The sequence below is a fragment of the Marinomonas pontica genome (genome assembly GCF_036322735.1).
Classification (GTDB): Bacteria; Pseudomonadota; Gammaproteobacteria; order Pseudomonadales; family Marinomonadaceae; genus Marinomonas; species Marinomonas pontica.
In genome coordinates this window covers 920,948-942,167 of record NZ_AP027271.1, presented here as the reverse complement: position 1 = coordinate 942,167, position 21,220 = coordinate 920,948, and the positions used below count along the sequence as shown (strand labels likewise).

The 21,220-nt window shown below is 44.6% G+C and carries 21 protein-coding genes; 10 read left to right on the top strand and 11 right to left on the bottom strand.

From position 1 onward, the window contains the following. Positions 1-129: 129 nt before the first annotated feature. Both tsf and rpsB read right to left on the bottom strand, forming a co-directional pair. Positions 130-990, bottom strand: coding sequence for a translation elongation factor Ts (gene tsf, locus AABA11_RS04400; protein ID WP_265728507.1), 861 nt, complete (start codon positions 988-990; stop codon positions 130-132). An 84-nt stretch (positions 991-1,074) separates the two neighbouring features. Beyond that, a complete protein-coding gene (gene rpsB, locus AABA11_RS04395) occupies positions 1,075-1,809 on the bottom strand; it encodes a 30S ribosomal protein S2 (protein ID WP_012068986.1) in 735 nt (244 codons plus the stop codon). Positions 1,810-2,140: 331 nt separating this feature from the next. On the opposite strand from rpsB, the gene map reads away from it, so the two are divergent. The 5 genes from map (at position 2,141) to AABA11_RS04370 (ending at position 8,460) form a co-directional block, all read left to right on the top strand. Further along, entirely contained in the window at positions 2,141-2,998 is an 858-nt protein-coding gene (gene map, locus AABA11_RS04390) for a type I methionyl aminopeptidase (protein ID WP_265728508.1), read from the top strand. 84 nt (positions 2,999-3,082) lie between these two features. Further along, positions 3,083-5,776: a [protein-PII] uridylyltransferase gene (glnD, locus tag AABA11_RS04385; RefSeq protein WP_338265727.1), complete on the top strand. Its 2,694-nt coding sequence runs from the start codon at positions 3,083-3,085 to the stop codon at positions 5,774-5,776. Positions 5,777-5,782: 6 nt separating this feature from the next. Next, positions 5,783-6,970: a succinyldiaminopimelate transaminase gene (gene dapC, locus AABA11_RS04380; protein WP_338265725.1), complete on the top strand. Its 1,188-nt coding sequence runs from the start codon at positions 5,783-5,785 to the stop codon at positions 6,968-6,970. 40 nt (positions 6,971-7,010) lie between these two features. Then, entirely contained in the window at positions 7,011-8,048 is a 1,038-nt protein-coding gene (gene dapD / locus AABA11_RS04375; RefSeq protein WP_338265723.1) for a 2,3,4,5-tetrahydropyridine-2,6-dicarboxylate N-succinyltransferase, read from the top strand. Between the two features lie 67 nt (positions 8,049-8,115). Next, a complete protein-coding gene (locus tag AABA11_RS04370) occupies positions 8,116-8,460 on the top strand; it encodes an ArsC family reductase (protein ID WP_265728511.1) in 345 nt (114 codons plus the stop codon). Between the two features lie 9 nt (positions 8,461-8,469). Here AABA11_RS04370 and AABA11_RS04365 read toward each other — a convergent pair whose 3' ends face one another. Beyond that, a complete protein-coding gene (locus tag AABA11_RS04365; protein WP_338265720.1) occupies positions 8,470-8,664 on the bottom strand; it encodes a hypothetical protein in 195 nt (64 codons plus the stop codon). 79 nt (positions 8,665-8,743) lie between these two features. On the opposite strand from AABA11_RS04365, the gene dapE reads away from it, so the two are divergent. From dapE to panD, 4 genes are read left to right on the top strand one after another with little or no spacing between them, the layout of a single operon-like run. Beyond that, positions 8,744-9,901, top strand: coding sequence for a succinyl-diaminopimelate desuccinylase (dapE, locus tag AABA11_RS04360; protein ID WP_338265718.1), 1,158 nt, complete (start codon positions 8,744-8,746; stop codon positions 9,899-9,901). Between the two features lie 24 nt (positions 9,902-9,925). After that, the gene (locus AABA11_RS04355; protein WP_265728513.1) at positions 9,926-10,192 is read left to right on the top strand and encodes a hypothetical protein; all 267 of its coding nucleotides are present in this window, start codon (positions 9,926-9,928) and stop codon (positions 10,190-10,192) included. A 4-nt stretch (positions 10,193-10,196) separates the two neighbouring features. Continuing rightward, on the top strand, positions 10,197-10,571 hold the full coding sequence (locus AABA11_RS04350; protein ID WP_338265715.1) for a hypothetical protein: 375 nt from the start codon (positions 10,197-10,199) through the stop codon (positions 10,569-10,571). A 52-nt stretch (positions 10,572-10,623) separates the two neighbouring features. Then, positions 10,624-11,004, top strand: a complete 381-nt coding sequence (panD, locus tag AABA11_RS04345) for an aspartate 1-decarboxylase (RefSeq protein ID WP_265728515.1) — start codon at positions 10,624-10,626, stop codon at positions 11,002-11,004. 94 nt (positions 11,005-11,098) lie between these two features. On the opposite strand, the gene tpx is transcribed toward panD, so the two are convergent. Together tpx and AABA11_RS04335 are read right to left on the bottom strand one after the other, a co-directional pair. Continuing rightward, on the bottom strand, positions 11,099-11,596 hold the full coding sequence (gene tpx, locus AABA11_RS04340; RefSeq protein ID WP_265728516.1) for a thiol peroxidase: 498 nt from the start codon (positions 11,594-11,596) through the stop codon (positions 11,099-11,101). Between the two features lie 26 nt (positions 11,597-11,622). Continuing rightward, on the bottom strand, positions 11,623-12,093 hold the full coding sequence (locus tag AABA11_RS04335; protein ID WP_338265712.1) for a cold-shock protein: 471 nt from the start codon (positions 12,091-12,093) through the stop codon (positions 11,623-11,625). A 289-nt stretch (positions 12,094-12,382) separates the two neighbouring features. Between AABA11_RS04335 and AABA11_RS04330 the strand changes: the two genes are divergently transcribed. After that, positions 12,383-12,595 (top strand): SlyX family protein, encoded by a 213-nt coding sequence (locus AABA11_RS04330; protein ID WP_265728517.1) that lies wholly within the window; start codon positions 12,383-12,385, stop codon positions 12,593-12,595. 10 nt (positions 12,596-12,605) lie between these two features. Here AABA11_RS04330 and AABA11_RS04325 read toward each other — a convergent pair whose 3' ends face one another. From AABA11_RS04325 to relA, 6 genes are all read right to left on the bottom strand, one after another. After that, the gene (locus AABA11_RS04325; RefSeq protein WP_338265709.1) at positions 12,606-13,400 is read right to left on the bottom strand and encodes a class I SAM-dependent methyltransferase; all 795 of its coding nucleotides are present in this window, start codon (positions 13,398-13,400) and stop codon (positions 12,606-12,608) included. A 462-nt stretch (positions 13,401-13,862) separates the two neighbouring features. Continuing rightward, a complete protein-coding gene (gene tsaB / locus AABA11_RS04320) occupies positions 13,863-14,570 on the bottom strand; it encodes a tRNA (adenosine(37)-N6)-threonylcarbamoyltransferase complex dimerization subunit type 1 TsaB (protein WP_338265707.1) in 708 nt (235 codons plus the stop codon). A gap of 7 nt (positions 14,571-14,577) precedes the next feature. Beyond that, positions 14,578-15,234 carry an adenylate kinase gene (adk, locus tag AABA11_RS04315; protein ID WP_338265705.1) on the bottom strand — a complete coding sequence of 219 codons (657 nt, stop codon included), beginning with the start codon at positions 15,232-15,234 and terminating at the stop codon, positions 14,578-14,580. A 224-nt stretch (positions 15,235-15,458) separates the two neighbouring features. Then, the gene (gene ppc / locus AABA11_RS04310; protein ID WP_338265702.1) at positions 15,459-18,089 is read right to left on the bottom strand and encodes a phosphoenolpyruvate carboxylase; all 2,631 of its coding nucleotides are present in this window, start codon (positions 18,087-18,089) and stop codon (positions 15,459-15,461) included. Between the two features lie 69 nt (positions 18,090-18,158). After that, on the bottom strand, positions 18,159-18,962 hold the full coding sequence (gene mazG, locus AABA11_RS04305) for a nucleoside triphosphate pyrophosphohydrolase (protein WP_338265700.1): 804 nt from the start codon (positions 18,960-18,962) through the stop codon (positions 18,159-18,161). Further along, a complete protein-coding gene (relA, locus tag AABA11_RS04300; RefSeq protein WP_338265695.1) occupies positions 18,959-21,208 on the bottom strand; it encodes a GTP diphosphokinase in 2,250 nt (749 codons plus the stop codon). Before relA ends, mazG begins: the two co-directional genes overlap by 4 nt. Positions 21,209-21,220 lie beyond the last annotated feature (12 nt).

Genomic DNA, 21,220 nt, shown 5'->3' with positions numbered 1-21,220 from the left:
ATCAACCTCCGGCAATGATTTCATTTCTTGAATAACTGAGGTCAATGTAGCCGACACTCATCGCACTTGTCTTTCATAAAAAGGGGCAGTCAAGCTGCCCCTTTTTTTGCAAGACATCACAACAAAGAATTAACCTCTAAGTTGTGCTGCTACTTCTGCTGCAAAGTCGACTTCAGCAACTTCAATGCCTTCACCTACTTCTAGACGAATGAAAGAAGTCACTGTTGCGCCAGCGTCTTTAACAAGCTGACCAACTTTGATTTCTGGGTTCTTAACAAAAGGCTGCTCAGTCAAGCTGTTTTCAGCCAAGAATTTCTTCATACGACCAACGATCATTTTATCAACGATCTCAGCTGGCTTACCAGCCATGTCTGGCTGCGCACGAACAATTTCTTCTTCTTTTGCAAGAACTTCTGCAGGCATGTCTTCACCACGTACTACGCGAGGAGACACAGCAGCAACGTGCATAGAAACATCTTTAGCTAGCTCTGCGTCGCCGCCTTCTAGCTGAGTCAAAACAGCGATTTGACCATTACCGTGAAGGTAACCACCAACCAAACCACCTTCAATGATTACAGCACGACGAGGCGTGATGTTTTCACCGATTTTTTGAACCAAAGCTTCGCGTGCTTCAAGCATGTCACCTGAAATCACTTTAGCCATGTCAGTTTCTTTTGTTGCAAAAACAACATCAGCTACTTTGTTTGCAAAGGCAAGGAAACCTTCATCACGAGAAGCGAAGTCAGTTTCAGAGTTTACTTCAACCAAAACGCCGTAAGATGAATCATCCGCTACACGCATAATGATTGTACCTTCAGCAGCAGTACGACCTGCTTTTTTAGCTGCTTTCATGCCACTTGATTTGCGTAGCTCTTCGATAGCCAGTTCGATGTCACCGTCAGCGGCAGAAAGTGCTTTTTTGCACTCCATCATACCTAGACCAGTACGCTCACGTAGCTCTTTTACCAATGCTGCAGATACTGCGGCCATGTTAAATCCTCTTTATACCAATTCAAATTTAAAAAAGGAGGTAGAAACCTCCCTTTAGAAACCAGAACAAACTAGAAAGTTTGCTTACGCTTCAGTAGCTTCGCTTACTTCAACGAACTCGTCAGCAGTACCAGCAGTCGCATTGCGACCTTCAAGAACTGCATCAGCAAAAGCACCAACGTACAACTGAACCGCGCGAATCGCATCATCGTTAGCTGGGATGATGTAATCAACACCATCTGGATTGCTGTTAGTATCAACGATACCGATAACAGGAATACCTAATTTGTTTGCTTCTTTAATAGCGATACGTTCGTGATCAACGTCAACTACGAACAATACATCTGGAAGGCCGCCCATGTCCTTGATACCACCCATAGAAAGCTCTAGTTTTTCAAGCTCACGAGTACGCATCAAAGCTTCTTTTTTAGTCAGCTTATCGAATGTACCATCGGACATTTGTGTTTCAAGCTCACGTAGACGCTTGATAGATGCACGAATAGTTTTGTAGTTAGTCAACATACCACCTAACCAACGGTGGTTAACGTATGGCATACCAGAGCGAGCAGCTTGCTCTTTGATTGTTTTAGATGCAGCACGCTTAGTACCAACAAACAACACCTTGTTTTTGTTTTCAGCCATTTTTTTAACAAGCTCAAGAGCGTTGTTAAGAGCTGGAACAGTGTGCTCAAGGTTAATGATGTGAATCTTGTTACGAGCACCGAAAATGAAAGGCTTCATTTTTGGGTTCCAGTAACGAGTTTGGTGACCGAAGTGTGAACCAACCAATAATAGGTCGCGCATAGAAACTGTAGGCATTTTACTATCCTTTAAATTTGGGTTATTTATGCTTACCAGCTAAAAACGTCAGTCAAACAAGGTTTAAAGCAACCTAAGACACCCAAGACATTTTTATTTATTGCGGCAAGATCGTTGATTTAAGTTAATTCGCTTATTTTGGACACAAGCCCAATAAGCCGGCGTTTTATACCATATTTTACAAAAAACCAAAAGGCTTGAGTGCTTTTTTTACTGGCTTTTTGAGTCGTGTTTTTTTCAAGCAGAGAGGCGATTCTAGTGCCCAAGTCATGTAGAATATCCCGCAACCTACTTTTTATATAGACACACACCGATTTAAGATACGCAAATTATGAGCAACGAAACCTTACAAAAAGTCGAAGAGCTGACCAAAAATGGACGCAGCAACGTTCCTAACTGGACCCCTCGCACAGCGTCTACCCGATTCACTGACATCAGCGACATTGAAGGCATGCGAACCGCAGGCAAACTGGCTGCCGAAGTGCTGGTTATGCTAGAAGAATTTGTTGTCCCTGGCGTGACCACGGAACAACTCGACATTATTGCGCATAACTACATTGTTGATATTCAAGGCGCGATTCCTGCGCCACTGAATTATCATGGCTTTCCGAAATCCTGCTGTACGTCTGTAAATGACGTCATTTGTCATGGCATTCCAAATGACAAAGCATTGAAGAAAGGCGACGCCGTTAATATTGATATCACCATCATTAAAGATGGCTATTATGGCGATACCAGCAAGATGTTTTTTGCCGGCCCAGCATTGCCACATGCAGAGCGACTTGCGAAAGTAACCCAAGAGTGTCTTTACCTTGCCATTGACATGGTTAAGCCAGGCACACGACTAGGTGACATTGGCGCGGCCATTTCAGCACACGCACACAAACACCACTATTCAGTGGTAGAAGAATATTGTGGGCATGGTGTCGGCACCACTTTTCATGGTGAACCACAAGTTGCGCATTACGGAAAAGCCGGCACGGGTGTCATGCTTGAAGAAGGCATGACACTGACGATTGAGCCCATGATCAACGCAGGCAAAAAACAAGTCAAACACACAGGCCCAGATAACTGGATTGCCAAAACCAAAGACGGCCGACTGTCAGCACAATATGAACATACCTTATTGGTAACCGCTTCAGGTGTTGAGGTTCTCACTCGTCGCCCAGAAGAAACTCGCTTCTCATAACGAAGCGAGTTTTTTATTCGACTGACACGCCACTAATTTGCGGCACTATTTTAAAAATCATTATTCATTCTTCGAGGCTCTTGTATGGACTTCCCTGCTTTTCCAGACGCTCCGCCACTGCTATCAACGGAAGAAAAACACGAACTGTCCCAGCCGGGCTGCTCTATTCCGCGCTACAAAGCCATTATTGAAGAAAAAACCAACATTTATAACGACCTTTTTCACTCGCTTTATCCAATCGAGAAACTCGTAAAAGGTTTATCCTCTTTTTTCGACGAAGTCATGCAAGCCGCATGGACATCAAAAGCGCTCGACAGCGAAGTGCATGTTAGTCTCGTGGCGGTTGGCGGATACGGGCGTGGAGAGCTGCACCCAAAATCAGACATTGACCTACTCATCTTGATCGAGAATGAAACATCGGCTCCTAAAGACAAAATAGAGTCCTTCATTACGTTTTTATGGGACATTAATTTAGACGTTGGGCACAGTGTGCGCACTATAGATCAATGTACCGAGATGGCCGCAAAAGACATCACAGTTATTACTAACTTAATTGAGTCTCGCACCTTAATCGGCCCCGTTGACTTGCTCGCAACATTAAAACTGCACGTTGACATCTCTCAAATGTGGGATGGACATTCCTTTTATCAGGCAAAACTGACTGAACAAAAACAACGTCACGCAAAATATCAAAACACCGCCTACAACCTAGAACCCAACCTAAAAGAGTGTCCAGGCGGCCTAAGAGACATGCAGGTGATTGACTGGGTAGCAAAACGCCACCTTCACACCCATCGACTTAGCGCACTAATAGAGAAGCAATTCTTATCAGAAGATGAATACATTCAGCTCAAAGGCGCAGTAAGCAACTTATGGCGCATACGCTGGGCTTTGCATATGGTGGCGGGACGAAAAGAAGATCGACTTCTTTTTGACCACCAACGCACCTTAGCCAAACTGTTCGGCTTTGATGACAATGACTTAAAGCGCAATGTTGAGCGTTTTATGCAAGGCTATTACCAAAGCGTTGCCGCAATCCAACAACTCAACGACTTGCTCCTTCAGCATTTTGAAGAATCCTTTTTAGCCAAAGACGAAATCAATGTTGTCGAAGTCCTAAACGACCATTTTCAAATTGCCAATGGTCAGCTTGAAGCACGCTCTAATACGCTCTTTCAAGACAATCCTTCAAGCATGCTTGAAATATACGTCTTACTTGGTGCCCACGAACACATCAAAGGTATTCGTGCCAACACCATGCGACAGCTACGCGACAACTTAGACCTAATTGACGACGACTTTAGAAACAATAAAGTCAATACAGATCTCTTTCTTGATATCATTGCCAGCCGATATCGCCTTACCAGCATATTAAGATCAATGAAACACCTTGGGCTACTTGGTCGATACTTACCAGAGTTTGGTGCCATTATTGGGCAAATGCAGCACGACCTATTCCATATTTATACGGTAGATGCTCATACCCTCCAGCTGGTCGAGAATTTGCGACGCCTATGGTTACCCGAATTCAAACAAAAATTCCCGATTTCTGCTCAGGCCATTCGCCATGTAGCAAAAGTCGAGTTGCTCTATATCGCTGGTTTGTACCACGACATCGCGAAAGGACGTGGCGGGGACCATTCGGAACTGGGTTGCGTTGACGCTCAAGCCTTTTGTGAGCGACACGGTCTGCCAAAGCGAGACACCGACCTTGTCGTCTGGCTGGTTCGAAACCACCTCTTCATGTCTGTGACAGCCCAACGCAAAGACATTTCAGATCCAGAAGTCATCTGGGAATTTGCCAGCTATGTGAAAGACCAAGAACATCTGGATTACCTTTTCATTCTAACCGTAGCGGACATCAACGCCACCAACCCGACAATGTGGAACAGTTGGCGCGCGTCTCTTATGCGTCAACTTTATTTGGAAACCAAGCGAGCCTTGCGCCGTGGTCTAGACTACCCGATTGATGCCGACATGATCAGTGACGAACACAAACAACGAGCACTGGAAATTATTATCGAGCGAAATGTCGATATCATGGAAGCCGAAACCATTTGGGAAACCATAGAAGAAGAGTATTTCATACGCTCAAATGGCGATGAAATTGCCTGGAATACCGAAGCCATTTTGCGTCATAGACCAAGCGATAAACCACTGATTGCGATCACCCCACTTGGCGGTCGAAATTTTTCTGGTGCCAGCAAAATTTTTATTTACACGCCCATTAGCAAACACCTGTTTGCCGTTACGGCCGCCACATTCGAGCAGCTTGGGCTGACTATTTTGGACGCCAAAATCAGCCACACCACCAACAACTACAGTCTAGATAGTTTTGTCGTTATGGACAGCAACGACAACGACACCAATCTTCATTTAGACAAAGAACGCATTACATTGATTCGTAAAACCTTGATGGAGCAACTTGAAACACCGTCTCTTTTCGAGAGTGTCGTACAGCGCCACACACCCAGAATACTCAAAATATTCAACTCCCCGTCAACGGCTCATTTTGTTAGCCAACCGGAAGAAGTGTGGTCTGCGCTCGAAATAACCGCACCCGATCGACCTGGCCTGCTAGCTCTCGTCGGACAATTTTTCATGAACCACAATATCATGCTGCACAAGGCCAAAATCGCTACCCTAGGTGAGCGAGTGGAAGACACTTTCTACATCACAGAGGAAAATGGCGACCTCATCACGGATCCTGACACCATGAACAATATCTGCACCCTTTTAAAAGAGAAAATAGACCGTTTTTCTCAAGCAATGGACTAAAGACCAATGAACCCTCTTATACATTCTTTGCACCCATACCCATTCCAGAAGCTTGCTGAGCTGATCGAAGGGTTAACGCCCAATCCAGACAAGCCGCTGATTAAACTGACCATTGGCGAACCTCAGCATGAAGCACCCGCGATTGTGCTTGAAACACTCGCCAATAGTTTGGGTGGCGTGAGCAAATACCCAAGCACCAAAGGGGAGCTTCCTCTTCGGGAAGCCATTAGCAAATGGGCTATTAAGCGCTTCAATTTGGATGCACTCAATCCAGACACAGAAGTATTACCGGTGACAGGCACTCGTGAAGCATTGTTTGCCATCACGCAGACCTTAGTCGGTGAAAAAGAACAACCTCTTGTCGTCAGCCCAAATCCGTTTTACCAAATTTATGAAGGGGCCGGCATTCTTGCGGGTGCTGACCTACACTTTTTACCTTGCGGCTCAGAAACGAACTATAAAGTCGACTACCAACAAGTAAGCGATGAGACATGGCAGCACTGCGAAGTACTGTTTGTGTGCTCTCCTAATAACCCAAGTGGCAGTATCACCACCCTAGAGGAATACGCCTACCTGATTGAAAAAGCACAAGCGTTTAACTTTACCATTGTTGCTGATGAGTGCTATTCAGAAATTTATTTTGGGGAACAAGCACCTCTGGGCTTATTAGAAGCATGCCAGCAACTTGGTCACACCACGTACAAGCATTGCCTTATCTTCCAGTCGCTGTCCAAACGCTCTAACCTACCAGGCTTAAGATCTGGCTTTGTCGCAGGTGATGCGACTATTCTGAAACCGTTTTTGCTGTATAGAACTTACCAAGGCTGCGCAATGCCAATACATCACCAAGACGCATCCATTGCCGCTTGGAATGATGAAGAACACGTCATTAAAAATCGTGAAATTTACACTCGCAAATTTGACTCTGTATTAGAAATACTGTCCCCCGTCATGCCCATTTCAAAACCCGAAGCCGGGTTTTACCTGTGGCCTGAACTTACTATGACAGACGAAGATTTTTGCACTTTGCTGTATCAAGAAGAATCGGTTTTAGTTCTACCAGGCAACTATTTAGGCAGAGAAGACAACGGCAACAACCCTGGCAGCCACCACGTAAGAATGGCGCTCGTTGCAGAAGAGTCTGAATGTGTTGAGGCTGCCAAAAGAATCCGGAATTTCTTAAGCCGCAGATAATTACCAAATTTTAGTTAGACAACTCAGTTGGAGAGCACACATGAGCAATACCATTTTCGCATTCGGTCTAGGCATCGGAGCACAAAACAAAGAAGGCAACTGGCTAGAGGTTTTCTACCCGACACCGAGCCTTAATGTTGAAAAAAGCACACAAGATGCACTTCTGGAAAGCACCAATTATGAAGGTGGAAACAGCACCATCGTATTAGACGAAGGTGACTTGAACCGTCTTCACATGAGCCTTTTAAAAGCAGGCAACATTGAGCAAGCAGAGCTTGCCTCGCGTCTAAAAGCCTCGACAAAGCCTGTGATTCTATGTGTGCTTGCGACCGACGAAGCGCCAAGCAACCCAACTGAAGTCTATCTAAAGCTTCAGCTAATCTCTCACCGCCTTGTTCAACCACACAACACCGTGTTGGATGGCATGTTCGGCTTGTTGATCAATACCGCTTGGACAAGCGAAGGTCCTATTGATGTTCGTGAATTGGCAGATCGTCAGTTAAGCGCACGCATGGAAGGCCGCACAATCGAGGTCTTTAGCGTTGATAAATTCCCTAAAATGCTTAACTTCATCGTTCCTACCGGCATTCGTGTAGGCGACGCAGCACGAGTACGCTTAGGCGCACATTTAGCCGAAGGCACAACCGTGATGCACGAAGGTTTTGTCAACTTTAATGCTGGCACACTGGGTAACAGCATGGTTGAAGGCCGTATTTCTGCAGGTGTTGTTGTAGGAAATGGTTCCGACCTTGGCGGCGGTTGCTCGACAATGGGAACTTTATCTGGTGGTGGCAACATTGTCATTGCAGTTGGTGAAAAATGCCTAATTGGCGCCAATGCGGGTATCGGTATCGGTCTTGGTGATCGTTGTATTATTGAATCTGGTCTGTATATTACAGCGGGCTCTAAAGTGGCCGTTCTTGATGAAAACAACCAAGTTGTTTCTACAGTGAAAGCGCGTGATTTGTCTGGTCAATCAGACCTTCTATTCCGTCGCAACTCTTCAACGGGCGCGATTGAGTGCAAAACAAACAAAACCGCCATCGAATTAAACGAGGCGTTGCACGCTCACAACTAATTCAGTACCAAGAACCAACAAGCGCCATTTTGAACCTTTTCAAAGTGGCGCATTGCGGGGAAATAAAATGATTGAAATATATGGCATTAAAAACTGCGATACCATGAAAAAAGCCTTTCGTTGGCTAGATGACAACAACCTTGACTATTCGTTTCACGACTATAAAAAAGAAGGCGTTAACGAAGCGCAAGCAAAAGCATGGCTTGAACAACTTGGCTGGGAAAATGTCATCAATAAACGCGGAACAACATGGCGTAAATTAGAAGAAGACGTCAAAAATACAATGGATAACAACAGCGCCATCCAAATTATGTTGGCTCAACCCTCGATTATTAAGCGACCTCTCATCACGTTTAAAGAGTCCATTTTACTGGGCTTTAATGCAGAGGAATATAGCCAAAAATTGCTTTAGGTTGATCCACTAACGCAGTACAGGTGTGTAAATGCGAGGGGTTTCTTTTCTCTGAGTCATCGGTGCCACAGTTGGTGTATAGCCAGAAGAAGAAACATCCGAGCGAATAACAGGGACAAAATAAGATTCTTGAATAACAGGCTGCTGAATAAGGCTACAACCAGTGGAAATCAACCCTAAAAAAACAATGACACCTAACTTCATAACCCCACCTTAATTTGAATCTCCTGTTATAGTAACAGAATCTTCCATAAGGTAGCGAAATCCAATACAAAGGTAAAGAATGTCTGACTTGTCCCCCACCCTAAAACTTGCCCTAGATCTTATTTCTCGTCCCTCTGTCACACCAGAAGACGCTGGCTGCCAAGACCTCATGATAGAACGATTAAAAAACATTGGTTTTGAGATCGAACTCATGCCTTTTGGCGAGGTTAAAAACTTCTATGCAAAACGCGGCACATCAGGGCCAAACCTCTGCTTTGCTGGCCACACAGATGTTGTTCCAACAGGGCCTGAAGCCGAATGGAAAATACCGCCGTTCTCACCCGCCATCGTAGATGGCATATTATATGGACGCGGAGCAGCAGACATGAAAGGCAGTTTAGCAGCCATGGTGACAGCCGCTGAAAATTTTGTTGCGAAACACCCCGATCACCAAGGCCAGATATCCTTTCTAATCACAAGCGATGAAGAAGGCCCATTTGTTGATGGCACCACTCGTGTTGTGGATGCCCTTATGGAACGAAACGAAAAAATTGACTGGTGCATTGTCGGCGAACCATCCAGTACAAAAACATTAGGCGATATCATAAAAAATGGCCGCCGCGGCTCATTCAGTGGCGACTTGACAGTCTACGGCAAACAGGGGCATGTTGCTTACCCTCACTTGGCGGAAAACCCCATTCACCTAGCAGCGCCAGCGCTTGCTGAGATGGCCAATGCTCACTGGGATAACGGAAATGACTTTTTCCCCCCTACCAGCTTCCAAGTGTCCAACATTCAATCAGGAACAGGGGCAACCAATGTTGTCCCAGGTAAACTGAATGCGCAGTTTAACTTCCGTTTTTCGTCTGAATTAGACTTTGATGCGCTTAAAGTTCGTGTCATAGACATCCTAGATAAACACAATTTACGCTATGACATCGAATGGACCTACAATGGCCTACCATTCTTGACTCGACCCGGTGAACTAGTCGATGCCATTGTTGACGCCGTTCAATCCACAGTAAACATTACCCCAGAGCTGTCCACTTCTGGCGGAACGTCAGATGGTCGATTCATTGCAAAAATGGGAACCCAAGTGGTAGAGCTTGGTCCAATTAACGCTACGATTCACCAAATTAATGAATGTGTGGACGCAGAGAGCTTAAATCACCTTTCAACAATCTACACTCGAATACTAGAAAACCTTTTTACGAATGTAGAGCAAAACACCCCATAAACCGATACGAAAAAGCCACGCAAAATGAGAAACATCATACACAAAGCGGCCATGAAACTGGGAAATAACCCAAGACAGGCCTTAATCAAAATGATCCAAGGTGGATTGGTGTTTGTCTTTGGCGTGCTGATGCTTATGGTGGCTGACCGCGTTATCGCAGAATCGTTGGCCCAAGAAATCATCGCATTGTTTGGGCTCATCCTTGCAGGTTGTGGCGTGTTATGGACATTAATAGGTTACCTATCCATGAGTGTTCTGCGAATTTATCACATGATTAAAAAGAAGGATTAGAACGATGCAAACGGATATCGAAATATATGTATTGTCTTGCCCGACAGAGAAGATCATCAATTGGCTAGAAAGCACCTTTACTCTTGTTAAAAAAAGCGCGCCTTCTTCTCTGTGTTCTAAAGTAACAGTAATAATGAATGACCATGATGTCGAAGTCACAATTTTAGAACAAGCTGCAGGAAAGCGATTCACCTCTATTTGGTTTAACTCCGACCAAACCCCTTGGGAAAATGACATTGCCTGCGCAAAACAAGCCTTTAACGCACTAAATTGCGAGGTGCGGTGTAACTTTCAAGGATGGGAAGAAGAAGGCGAACAGGACCCAGACCAATGGTGGCGAATCAATAGCTACGAAGAAGGCCCTTTTATTTGGAACTAACCTTCCACATTGATAAAAATAGCAAAACAGAAAGATTAAGAGAGACATTTACATGCAAATTACACTTCTCAAAGGCAAGCTTCACATGGCCAGCGTCACCCAAGCAGAGCTTTGGTATGACGGTTCTTGCGCCATTGATAAAGACCTTGTAGAGCTTGCTGGCTTTAGAGAATTTGAACAGATAGACATTTACAACGTGGATAACGGAGAGCGCTTTCACACCTACGTAATTCTTGCAGAAGCTGGCTCAGGCACCATTTCAATGAACGGTGCGGCAGCAAGAAAAGTGCAAGTGGGTGACCGTGTCATTATTGCCGCTTATGGACAAATGAACGAAGCAGAAGCCGACGAGTTCAAGCCAAAGTTAGTTTATTTAAACAAAGATAACACGGTAGAAAGAACAACCAACACGATTCCTGTACAAAAAGACTAAACACGTCGAGCCTCGCACAGCAAAAAGCGATTTCAAGAACAAAAAAAGGCCGCTTCTACATTTTATTAGAAGCGGCCTTTTTTATATTCAGAAATTACGCTAAAGCAGCCAAAGCGGCTTCGTAATCTGGCTCATCAGCCGTCTCTGCAACTTGTTCCGTGTAGATTACAGAACCCGTCTCATCCAAGATAACAACAGAACGTGACAAAAGCCCAGCAAGAGGACCGTTTGCAAAAGCAAGCCCGTAATCCTTACCAAACGTTGAGCGAAATGTTGAACCAGTATCAACATTATCAATACCTTCTGCACCACAAAAGCGCGCTGCTGCAAAAGGCAAGTCAGCCGAAACGCACACAACATTAACGCCTTTTAATGCCGCCGCAGATTCGTTGAATTTACGAACAGACATAGCGCAAGTTGGCGTGTCTACAGAAGGAAAAATATTCAGTACCAACTTAGCACCAGCATAATCTGCCAACGTCGCTACTGACAAATCTGTTTTTACCAGCTCAAACGCTGGTGCTGCAGAACCTACCGCAGGAAGAGAGCCAACAGTCTCAAAAGGGTTTCCTTTTAGCGTAACAGTTGCCATAAACACCTCATAAATATAGTAAAGAATTAACCGCGAATAATAGAAACGTTTTCTGCTTGCTTACCTTTCTCGCCCTCTGTCACGTAAAAACGCACCAGCTGACCTTCTACTAGAAAACGACGACCACGGCCACGAATCGCACGGTAATGAACGAAAACATCATCACCATTTTCCATCGTCAAGAAACCAAAGCCTTTTGAAGAGTTGAACCATTTAACCGTTCCTTGCTCACGATCATCATCTTCGTCTTCTTCAGACTCTGAATCAAATCCCGTTGAGCTGGCTTGGCTTACCATAGCACCAACATAAACAGACACTAAAATAAAAGCAAAATATACAAGGAAATTTGCGCTCATCTCTTCTTTCAATACGCCCGCAATTAGTAAAGGCACAATCAAAGCAATTACAAGGCTAACGATAAACGTGCGCAATGAAAATAAACCGGAACCAACAGAAGACCCTTTACTACGTGAAACATTATCCTGATGATCATTCATAAAAATATATCTCTTATTAAATTGAATATTATTGTGAAGCAGAGACTATCCTAAAAAAATAGACTCCGTATTAGTGCATAAAATGAATAAATAAATATTATTACTAAACTCTTTTCGAAATCACCATGTGAAGCTAAAGAAGATAGTAGTAAAATACTTATCTTCATTTTAGAGCAATTTTCACGCCACTCTTACACTGAACATGACCAAGAATTGCATCATATATTTGTATAGAATCGCTTATAAAGCACGAATTTAGTTTCGTAAGGTTAACACACAGAAGGTATCTATGAACACCTCACAAATCAATCAACGCATTGACGAATTAGAATTCAAACTGCAATTTCAAGAAGATACAATTGACAGTTTAAATCAAGCGCTTATCAGTCAACAGAAAGACATGTTACTGATGCAAGAAAAGCTTGTGTTATTGGGTAATCAGCTAGAATCATATCGACAGCAGCAACCTATTCACGATGGCGATCGACCACCACATTATTAATGCACAAAGTTTATGATGTGGAAGAGTCCAGAGATTTAGAAACATAAATATCAAATCGCCCTGATTTACCTTCCAGCTGATACGTTGGTTCAGAACCATTCAAAAAAGGAGCGCCTTTAGGGCGCTTCACTACCACTCGATACTCTGCAATAGACAAAGCAAACGGCAGTAATTGGTCTGCGTCTGAGTCTTTCCCGATCAGATCTCTAAAAAAAGCCATTTCTTTCTTAGCCGCGGCAGAAGACTTATCGGTGTGAGGGTACATTGGGTCTAAATACACGACATCAAACCGAGTGTCTGGAGGAATCGTAGTGATGTCACCGCTTAACAGCGTCATATCGTTAACAATTTCAGCCACTTCCTCATGAAGTGAAGCACGATACAAGCCATCCTCTAGCATCGCTCTAACAAAACCCACTCGCTCACAAAGAGAAAGAGAGCACCCCAAACACGCCAACACAAAAGCATCGCGACCCAATCCAGCCGTAGCGTCTAAAACCGATAAATTCGCGCGTTTATTTAGACCAACCGCTTTCGCTATGTCTTGCCCTTTGCCGCCGCCAAATTTACGGCGATGATCAACTGCCCCTGATGTAAAGTCGACATATACTGGCTTAGGTGCTCCTTTTCCTGTCTTTGCAATCGCCACGCCATCCCATGTTTTCAGAAGCAAATAATCATATTGAGAAACAAACTTAATGGGTTCCTTCAACAGTATAAAATCGAGGTTCAGCGACGTTGCCAACACGCGGCATTCTGCCTCTAGCGCTTTATCATTTGTCGCAACAGCAATCGAATTAAGCAATGACGCCCTCTCATAAAATCAATATAGAAAAACGATGTGAATAACTGGGTATCGTAGAGTAGATCAGCCATTCAATTTAAAAGCGCATACTAAAAATGGCACAAAAAAATAAGCATTTAAAAATAATGACTAACCATGAATTGTAAACAACCATACTCAGTCTCATTCCATTTGATATAGAAATGAAAAAGTTGATGGTATTTGTCTAGTTTAATAAAAGATAACGGCAATAGTCAGTTAAGACTAACGACAACATCAACTCTCGCCATCGCTCATACACGCTATATGATAGACAGTGCTCAAACGGCTTTAAAGCACCAACAGCCACGACCGGAAAACCAGACAATGACCACCCATTCTTCTAAATAACAGAGTGAGAAGAATGAGGTGAGCAAGACAATGATCAGAATTCAATAACGTCTTGAATATCCGCTAAAATGGTTTAGGAACCAGCGAATCACACTAACGTTTTCCTATCCGAGGCGCCTGTTTCTCCCAACTAATTTCGTCTCGCAAATACGTTGGAATAGCATCATAAGAAGATACCACTTCACCTTGCTGCCACTTCAACAAAGCAAGCTCTGCAATACACGCGGCACGTGGTGCTAAATCAACCAAGACATGTTCAGGAGTGTCAGGAAGCAAAGAAGACAGAACGGATTCATAACACCAGCCAGATCCTATCCCATCAAACTGCTCGTTAAAAGCCACCAGCGATTCGGGTTTCACCACACATTCATCAATCAGTGGTCGAATTTCATAGTTTCCAGCCACTTTATTGACGTGATAGCCACCCAAATAAATTTCGCCCATTCGAGCATCCAATGCAGCCAGCCAGTTGTTTTTACCCGTTTTCTGAAAACCTTCTAATGATAAAGCAGCCAAGGTAGAAACAGGAATAACAGGAAGATCAGCACCAAAAGCAAGCCCCTGCACCACACCTGCACTGATCCGTAATCCCGTGAAGGATCCAGGGCCACGCCCAAATGCGATAGCATCGACATCAGCCAGTGTAATTTCAGCCTGTGCCAAAATTTGATCCACCATTGGCAAAATCAAATCATTATGTAGACGTGGAGCCATGCGGAAATCTTCCAGCACGACGCCATTAAGATTCAACGCCACAGAACAAGCTGGCGTTGATGTATCGAGAGCTAAAATAACCGCCATGAAAAAATTACGCCTTTAGTGACGCTAGCAGGCTTTGCTTGATTTCATTCAAATCGCCAATACCGTTCACTTTCACAAACTTAGGCGCAGAAGCGCTGTCCGCTTTTAGCCAATCTTGGTAATACCCAATCAAAGGCGCCGTTTGATCATGATATACGCCCAAGCGTAAACGCACTGTTTCTTCTGTGTCATCAGCACGCTGAACAAGATCCTCACCAGTTTCGTCATCTTTGCCTTCTACTTTTGGTGGGTTGTAAACCACGTGGTAAGTACGGCCAGAGGCTTCATGCACTCGACGACCACTCATGCGTTTTACAATTTCTTCATCAGCGACATCAATTTCAACAACGTAATCAATTTTAACGCCCGCGTCTTTTAACGCATCAGCTTGAGGAATGGTACGAGGGAAGCCATCAAATAGCGCACCATTAACACAATCTTCTTGCGTTAAACGCTCTTTAACCAAACCGATAATAATGTCATCAGAAACAAGCTGACCGGCATCCATTACCGCTTTTGCTTTCAAGCCCATTTCGCTTCCTGCCTTCACAGCAGCACGCAACATATCGCCAGTGGAAATCTGAGGGATACCAAACTCTTCTGTAATAAATTGAGCTTGAGTGCCTTTGCCAGCGCCTGGTGCACCTAATAATATTACTCGCATAAACGTCTCCAAAAGACAGCGTTAACTGATAAGCAAGGATGACCGACACAGCGCACCATCGACGTGCAATTTGCACGGCAGCACAATGAAAGGTCAAACCATTTGCATACTAAAAAATTGAATGGCCGCCAAGCATACCCAAGCAGCCATCCTTTATGCAAATTTACGTGCCTTTTTTTATCATTTTCTTACCCATACTGGGCATTTATCAACCATATTTGCAATTAGCCTGTATTTTGCATACCACTTGCAATGCCCGCCATCGTGATCATTAATGCCTTATTCACCTCGGCATTTTCCTCATCTTTGCGACTGCGGTATAAAAGTTCAGCTTGCAAATAATGCAGAGGATCAATGTAAGGGTTACGCACATCTATCGATTGGCGAATGGTTTTATTGTCTTCAATCAGTCGCTCTTGTTTCTTAAGCATTTTGACCAAATCACTCACCTGTTTTAACTTGGCTCGCAACAAACGCCCTAACCCTTGAAGCTCTTCTCCCACTAGGCGCTTTTCATAGTACTCAGCAATTTCCGGCTCAGCCTTGGCCAAGACCATGTCGAGCATATCCAAATACGCCCCAAAGAATGGCCATTTTTTGTGCATTTCTCTGAGCTTTTCTAAATTCCCAGACTCTACACCTTGCTGGAGTGCACTTTCAGCACCCAACCATGCCGGTAGCATAAGGCGAATCTGCATCCATGCAAAAATCCAAGGTATAGCTCGTAAGCTTTCCACCCCGCCATCAGAGCGTCTGCGCGCAGGGCGCGACCCCAATGGCAATTTTGCTAATTCTTGTTCTGGTGTCGTCGCCCTGAAATAAGGTACAAAATCATCATGACCGCGGACAATAGATCGATATTGATTCATCCCCACTTCGGCCATTTCATCCATAATGGCACGCCACTCTTCTTTCGGCGGTTCAGCCGGAATCAAAGACGCCTCCATAACCGCAGAGCAATACAACTCCAAAGAACGTACCGCAATATCAGGAATACCGAATTTAAAGCGAATCATTTCACCCTGTTCGGTCACTCGAATCGCCCCATTCACCGAACCTGGCGGCTGAGACAAAATAGCCACATGTGCTGGACCGCCGCCACGACCCACAGTACCACCACGACCATGGAACAAGGTCAGATGAATACCGTGTTTCTTACATAGCCGCGTTAAGGCTTCTTGAGCGCGATATTGACCCCATGTTGCGGCGATTTGCCCTGCGTCTTTGGCGGAATCAGAATAGCCAATCATCACCTCTTGGCGACCATTGATGTAGGCTTTATACCAAGGCAAAGAGAATAATTGCTCAATGATAGGTTCTGCGTTGTCCAAATCAGCCAATGTCTCGAACAGAGGCACAATACGCATAGGGAAGCTGACGCCTGACTCTTTTAACATCAACGCAACAGCCAATACATCAGAAGGCGCACTGGCCATGGAGATAACATAAGAGCCAAAAGAGTTTTGCTGCCCCTTAGAAATCATACTAAAGGTGTCCAACACCTCTTTTACTTCAGCGGTTGGTGTCCATTCCATCGGCAAAAGTGGTCGCTTTGAGTTCAGCTCCGTCAACAAGAAAGCCTGACGAGATGCTTCATCCCACTCGGCATAATCACCCAATCCATAAAAGCGAGTAATCGCTGATAAGGCATCAATGTGACGAGACGCATCTTGTCGTACGTCCAGACGCACCAAGGTAGCTCCAAACGTCGCAGCACAACGAATCAAATCCAATAACGACCCATTTGCTATGACTTTCATACCGCAATCTAATAACGACTGATAACACAAAATCAGATCGTCAGTGAGCTCTTGCGCATCCAGAAAGATATCGTCTTCCGGAATAGGTTTTCCGTCTAGACACGCTTTTGCCCAATTTTTGGTCGCCAGCATTTTGTTTTCTAGGTATCGCAACACTTCACGATAAGGCTGAGCACTGTCACCAACACGCTCACGTAAAGCAGCGTTGCATTGCGTCATCGAAAATTCGGAGCGCAACACGTTTAAATCTTTTATATATAAATCTGCAGCCATCCAACGTGCCAACAAAGTCACCTCTTTGGTCACTTTATGAGTCACATTCGGATTGCCATCTCGGTCACCGCCCATCCAAGTCGCGAAACGGATAGGAGCTAAATCTAAAGGCAATCTTTCGTCCTTAGAAAACACACTGAATTGCTCATCTAACTGACGAAAAAAACGGGGCACGGCTTGCCACAATGATTGCTCAATAACGGCAAAACCCCACTTCGCTTCATCGACAGGCGTTGGACGATCTTCCCGAATCTCATCCGTATGCCAAGCTTGAGTGATGATTTCTTTCAGGCGTCGAACGTGTTTGGTTTCTTCCAGAGGCAGAATGTTGTCTTTGTCTAGCGCTTCTAATTCGCTGGAAATATTGTCGTATTTGCGAATCAAAGAGCGACGCACTACTTCGGTTGGATGAGCCGTAAGAACCAGTTCAATCGACTGAGACTGCAAGGACGCAAGCATTTGCTCGGCGGTGAAGTTTTGTTTATCGAGGCGGGACAGCAAATCACCAACAGGGTTATGGTACACCCCTAAACTTTCATTGGTTCTACGGCGATGGACTCGATGATATTGTTCTGCAATGTTGGATAAATTCAAAAACTGATTAAACGCTCGAGCAACGGGAACGATTTCTTTATCGTCCAATGCTTCCAAGGCCTGAATAAGAGCCGCAGAGTCTCCGGATTGACGCCCATCTTTTGATAGCAATCGAATGTTTTCTACTTTCTCAAGAAAATCATCCCCTAAATGGTTACTCATGCTTTCGCCAAGACAATCGCCTAGCAACCTAACATTTTCACGTAATGACGCCTGTCGATCACTCACTTCATCCTCCTAATATTGCCATTCACGCCCATAACTGAGCATTTATTATTCTTTACAACAACACCGTATTTACAGACCTTCTAGCTTCGCTTGATCCCAATAACGATCTAGCTCCTCCAAAGTACACTCGTTTAATGACTTATTTTGTTCCGCCACAAGCGTTTCAATTCGGCCAAAGCGTCGACGGAATTTTACATTTGTTTTATTCAGCGCGATGTCCGGCGACACATCTAAGTGTCTTGCTAAATTGGTCATCGCAAACAAAATATCGCCCATTTCCTCTTCGATATGCGGACGATCTTGTTCTTTTATCGCGTCTTCAAGCTCATCAAGTTCTTCTCTGATCTTGCTAAAAACGGGGCCTATGTTATCCCAATCAAATCCGACCTTTGATACTTTTTTCTGAATCTTAACCGCTTGCATTAAGGCGGGCATTGACGCGGGAATATCGTCCAATAATTGTCTTGGCGTATCGCCCTTCTCCTGCGCTTTGATTTGCTGCCATTGCGCTGAAATTTGTTCGTCGGTGAGCGATGAGGATTCACCAAAGCGCGCAATTTCCCCCTCAGGAAAGACATGAGGGTGACGCCTTAGCATTTTTTCAACGATCCCTGCAGCCACATCATTAAAGTCAAAACGCCGCTCTTCTTGGGCCATTTGCGCATAGAAGATCACTTGGAATAACAAATCCCCAAGCTCTTCTTTTAAATGTTCAAAATCTTCACGCTCAATAGCATCCAGCACTTCATAGGCCTCTTCAAGCGTATAAGGCGCGATACTTTTGTACGTCTGTTTTTTGTCCCATGCGCAACCAAATTGCTCATCTCTCAAACACGCCATTAAATATTGCAATTGGCTAATCGCGTTACTCAAAAGTCTCTCTCTCTAAACACATTTAAGACATTCGGCAGCTGGTTAATACGGTGCAATAATTTGCTCAATACACTTAACTCGCCCACTTCTATGGTGAAGCGTATGCTCGCCGTATGATTTTCCTTTGCGGACAAGGTATTCATCGACAACAAATTGACTTTCTCATTCGCCAGCAAGCTTGTAATGTCATTCAGCAAGCCCGTTCGATCGTAGGCTTCAACTTGGATATTGACAGGGTACTGATTATCGAGCTCTTCACCCCAGCTTACGTCAATGATCCTTTCAGGTTCATCCAACCCTAGCTGAACGATGTTGATACAGTCCTGTCTATGGACAGAAACTCCACGCCCTTGAGTAATAAAACCAACGATGTCATCACCAGGAATAGGGGTACAACACTTCGCCATTTGCGTTAATAATTTACCCACCCCCAGAATATGAATGTCATTATCTGATGATTTATGGCGGCTCTTTTTCAAACGGATAGGTCGCGTCGGTGTCGTTTCGCCATTGAGATTATAAAAATCATCAATCACTCGCAGTACACGCGCTAACTGAATGTCACCAGCCCCCAACGCCACATACACTTCGTCAGCGTAAGAAAAGTTAAAACGGGATGAAATGGCTTGAAGATCAATACGATTATCTTCAAGGCCAAGCCGTTTCAGCTGTTTGTCCAAAAGCTGTTTACCGGCTTCTAAGTTTTTCTCACGGTCTTCTTTTCTAAACCAGTTTTGGATTTTGGCGCGTGCACGGTTAGTCTGAACGTAACCCAGTGTCGGATGCAGCCAATCTCGGCTAGGCCCACCTTCTTTCGTGGTTAAGATTTCAACCTTGTCACCCGTTTTTAAATGCGTGACCAAAGAAATAATTTTGCCATTCACTTTCGCGCCACGACAGCGATGCCCAATCTCAGTATGAACTCGATATGCGAAGTCCACAGGCGTTGCATTAATGGGCAAATCCACTACATGCCCATCTGGCGTGAAGACATAAATGCGGTCTTGTTCGATATCGCTACGAACTTGCTCCGACAGCGACTCCAAATCCCCTTGGACTTCATGAAAGTCTAAAATGGTTCTTAGCCATTGCAGCTTTTCTTCATAGCTGGTGCTGTTGGAACTTAAATCGGTTCCTTTGTATTTCCAATGCGCGCAAACACCAAGCTCGGCATCTTCATGCATTTTATGAGTACGAATTTGTATTTCAAGAGCCCGCCCTTGAGGACCAATGACAGCCGTATGCAAAGACTGATAACCGTTTGATTTGGGGTTACTGATGTAGTCATCAAACTCTTGAGGAATGGGCCGCCATAAATTATGAACCACGCCAAGTACGCCATAGCATTCCATGGGTTCGTCCACCAAAATACGTACCGCACGTACGTCATACACCTCATCAAAGCCAATGTTCTTGCGCTTCATTTTGCGCCAGATACTGTAGATGTGCTTTGCTCGTCCCATTAAGTCTGCATGAATGTTAATGGCTTTAAGCCGCTCGTCTAGAAGCTTAATCACATCATCAATGTATTGCTGACGATCTAAACGCTTTTCATCCAACCATGTTGCAATGCGTTTATAGTCTGAAGGATAAAGGTAACGAAAAGATAAATCTTCCAATTCCCATTTGATATGACCAATACCAAGTCGATGAGCCAAAGGAGCGTAGACACTTTGAACTTCTAATGCGACAGCAACGCGTCGCTCTTCACTTTGGTGTTTAGCCTCTTTAATCGCACACGCGCGTTCGGCTAGCTTTATCAACACAACACGAACATCATCGATGATAGAGACCAGCATTTTTCGCAGTGACTCTAATTGATTTTCGCTGCTACCAAGCACCTCGGCCGCGGTATCGGCGGTCAGGTTCTTGGACACTTCGCCCATTTTAATTACGCCTTCGATAATCAAAGCCACCTTGCGGCCAAACATATCGGTTACACGAGAAATAGGCAGCTGATCTTCTCGGACGGCACGATAAAGCGCTGCGGCCACCAAGGAATCTTGGTCAGCACGAAAACCGGATAAAATCTCGACCATTTCCAGTCCAGCACGAAAAGTACTTGCTTGCGCTCCCCAATAGGAAGGTCTTGCACATTGCAATTCAGCTTGACGAGCCAACTCACAGGCCATACGCAATGGAACCCGCGTACTGTCGTCAATCAAGTGCGCAAAATGCCCCATCCATGCGTCAATATCGACACTACCATCCTCTAAAACAGGGTGATCTTTTCTTACCGTTACCATTTATCCGCCCTT

Coding starts and splice junctions, on each gene's coding strand:
- dapE (WP_338265718.1), top strand. CDS start 8,744: ATGTCTGACTTGTCCCCCACCCTAAAACTTGCCCTAGATCTTATTTCT.
- AABA11_RS04355 (WP_265728513.1), top strand. CDS start 9,926: ATGAGAAACATCATACACAAAGCGGCCATGAAACTGGGAAATAACCCA.
- AABA11_RS04335 (WP_338265712.1), bottom strand. CDS start 12,093: ATGAATGATCATCAGGATAATGTTTCACGTAGTAAAGGGTCTTCTGTT.
- dapC (WP_338265725.1), top strand. CDS start 5,783: ATGAACCCTCTTATACATTCTTTGCACCCATACCCATTCCAGAAGCTT.
- adk (WP_338265705.1), bottom strand. CDS start 15,234: ATGCGAGTAATATTATTAGGTGCACCAGGCGCTGGCAAAGGCACTCAA.
- dapD (WP_338265723.1), top strand. CDS start 7,011: ATGAGCAATACCATTTTCGCATTCGGTCTAGGCATCGGAGCACAAAAC.
- tpx (WP_265728516.1), bottom strand. CDS start 11,596: ATGGCAACTGTTACGCTAAAAGGAAACCCTTTTGAGACTGTTGGCTCT.
- rpsB (WP_012068986.1), bottom strand. CDS start 1,809: ATGCCTACAGTTTCTATGCGCGACCTATTATTGGTTGGTTCACACTTC.
- map (WP_265728508.1), top strand. CDS start 2,141: ATGAGCAACGAAACCTTACAAAAAGTCGAAGAGCTGACCAAAAATGGA.
- AABA11_RS04365 (WP_338265720.1), bottom strand. CDS start 8,664: ATGAAGTTAGGTGTCATTGTTTTTTTAGGGTTGATTTCCACTGGTTGT.
- relA (WP_338265695.1), bottom strand. CDS start 21,208: ATGGTAACGGTAAGAAAAGATCACCCTGTTTTAGAGGATGGTAGTGTC.
- AABA11_RS04330 (WP_265728517.1), top strand. CDS start 12,383: ATGAACACCTCACAAATCAATCAACGCATTGACGAATTAGAATTCAAA.
- tsaB (WP_338265707.1), bottom strand. CDS start 14,570: ATGGCGGTTATTTTAGCTCTCGATACATCAACGCCAGCTTGTTCTGTG.
- tsf (WP_265728507.1), bottom strand. CDS start 990: ATGGCCGCAGTATCTGCAGCATTGGTAAAAGAGCTACGTGAGCGTACT.
- panD (WP_265728515.1), top strand. CDS start 10,624: ATGCAAATTACACTTCTCAAAGGCAAGCTTCACATGGCCAGCGTCACC.
- AABA11_RS04370 (WP_265728511.1), top strand. CDS start 8,116: ATGATTGAAATATATGGCATTAAAAACTGCGATACCATGAAAAAAGCC.
- AABA11_RS04350 (WP_338265715.1), top strand. CDS start 10,197: ATGCAAACGGATATCGAAATATATGTATTGTCTTGCCCGACAGAGAAG.
- glnD (WP_338265727.1), top strand. CDS start 3,083: ATGGACTTCCCTGCTTTTCCAGACGCTCCGCCACTGCTATCAACGGAA.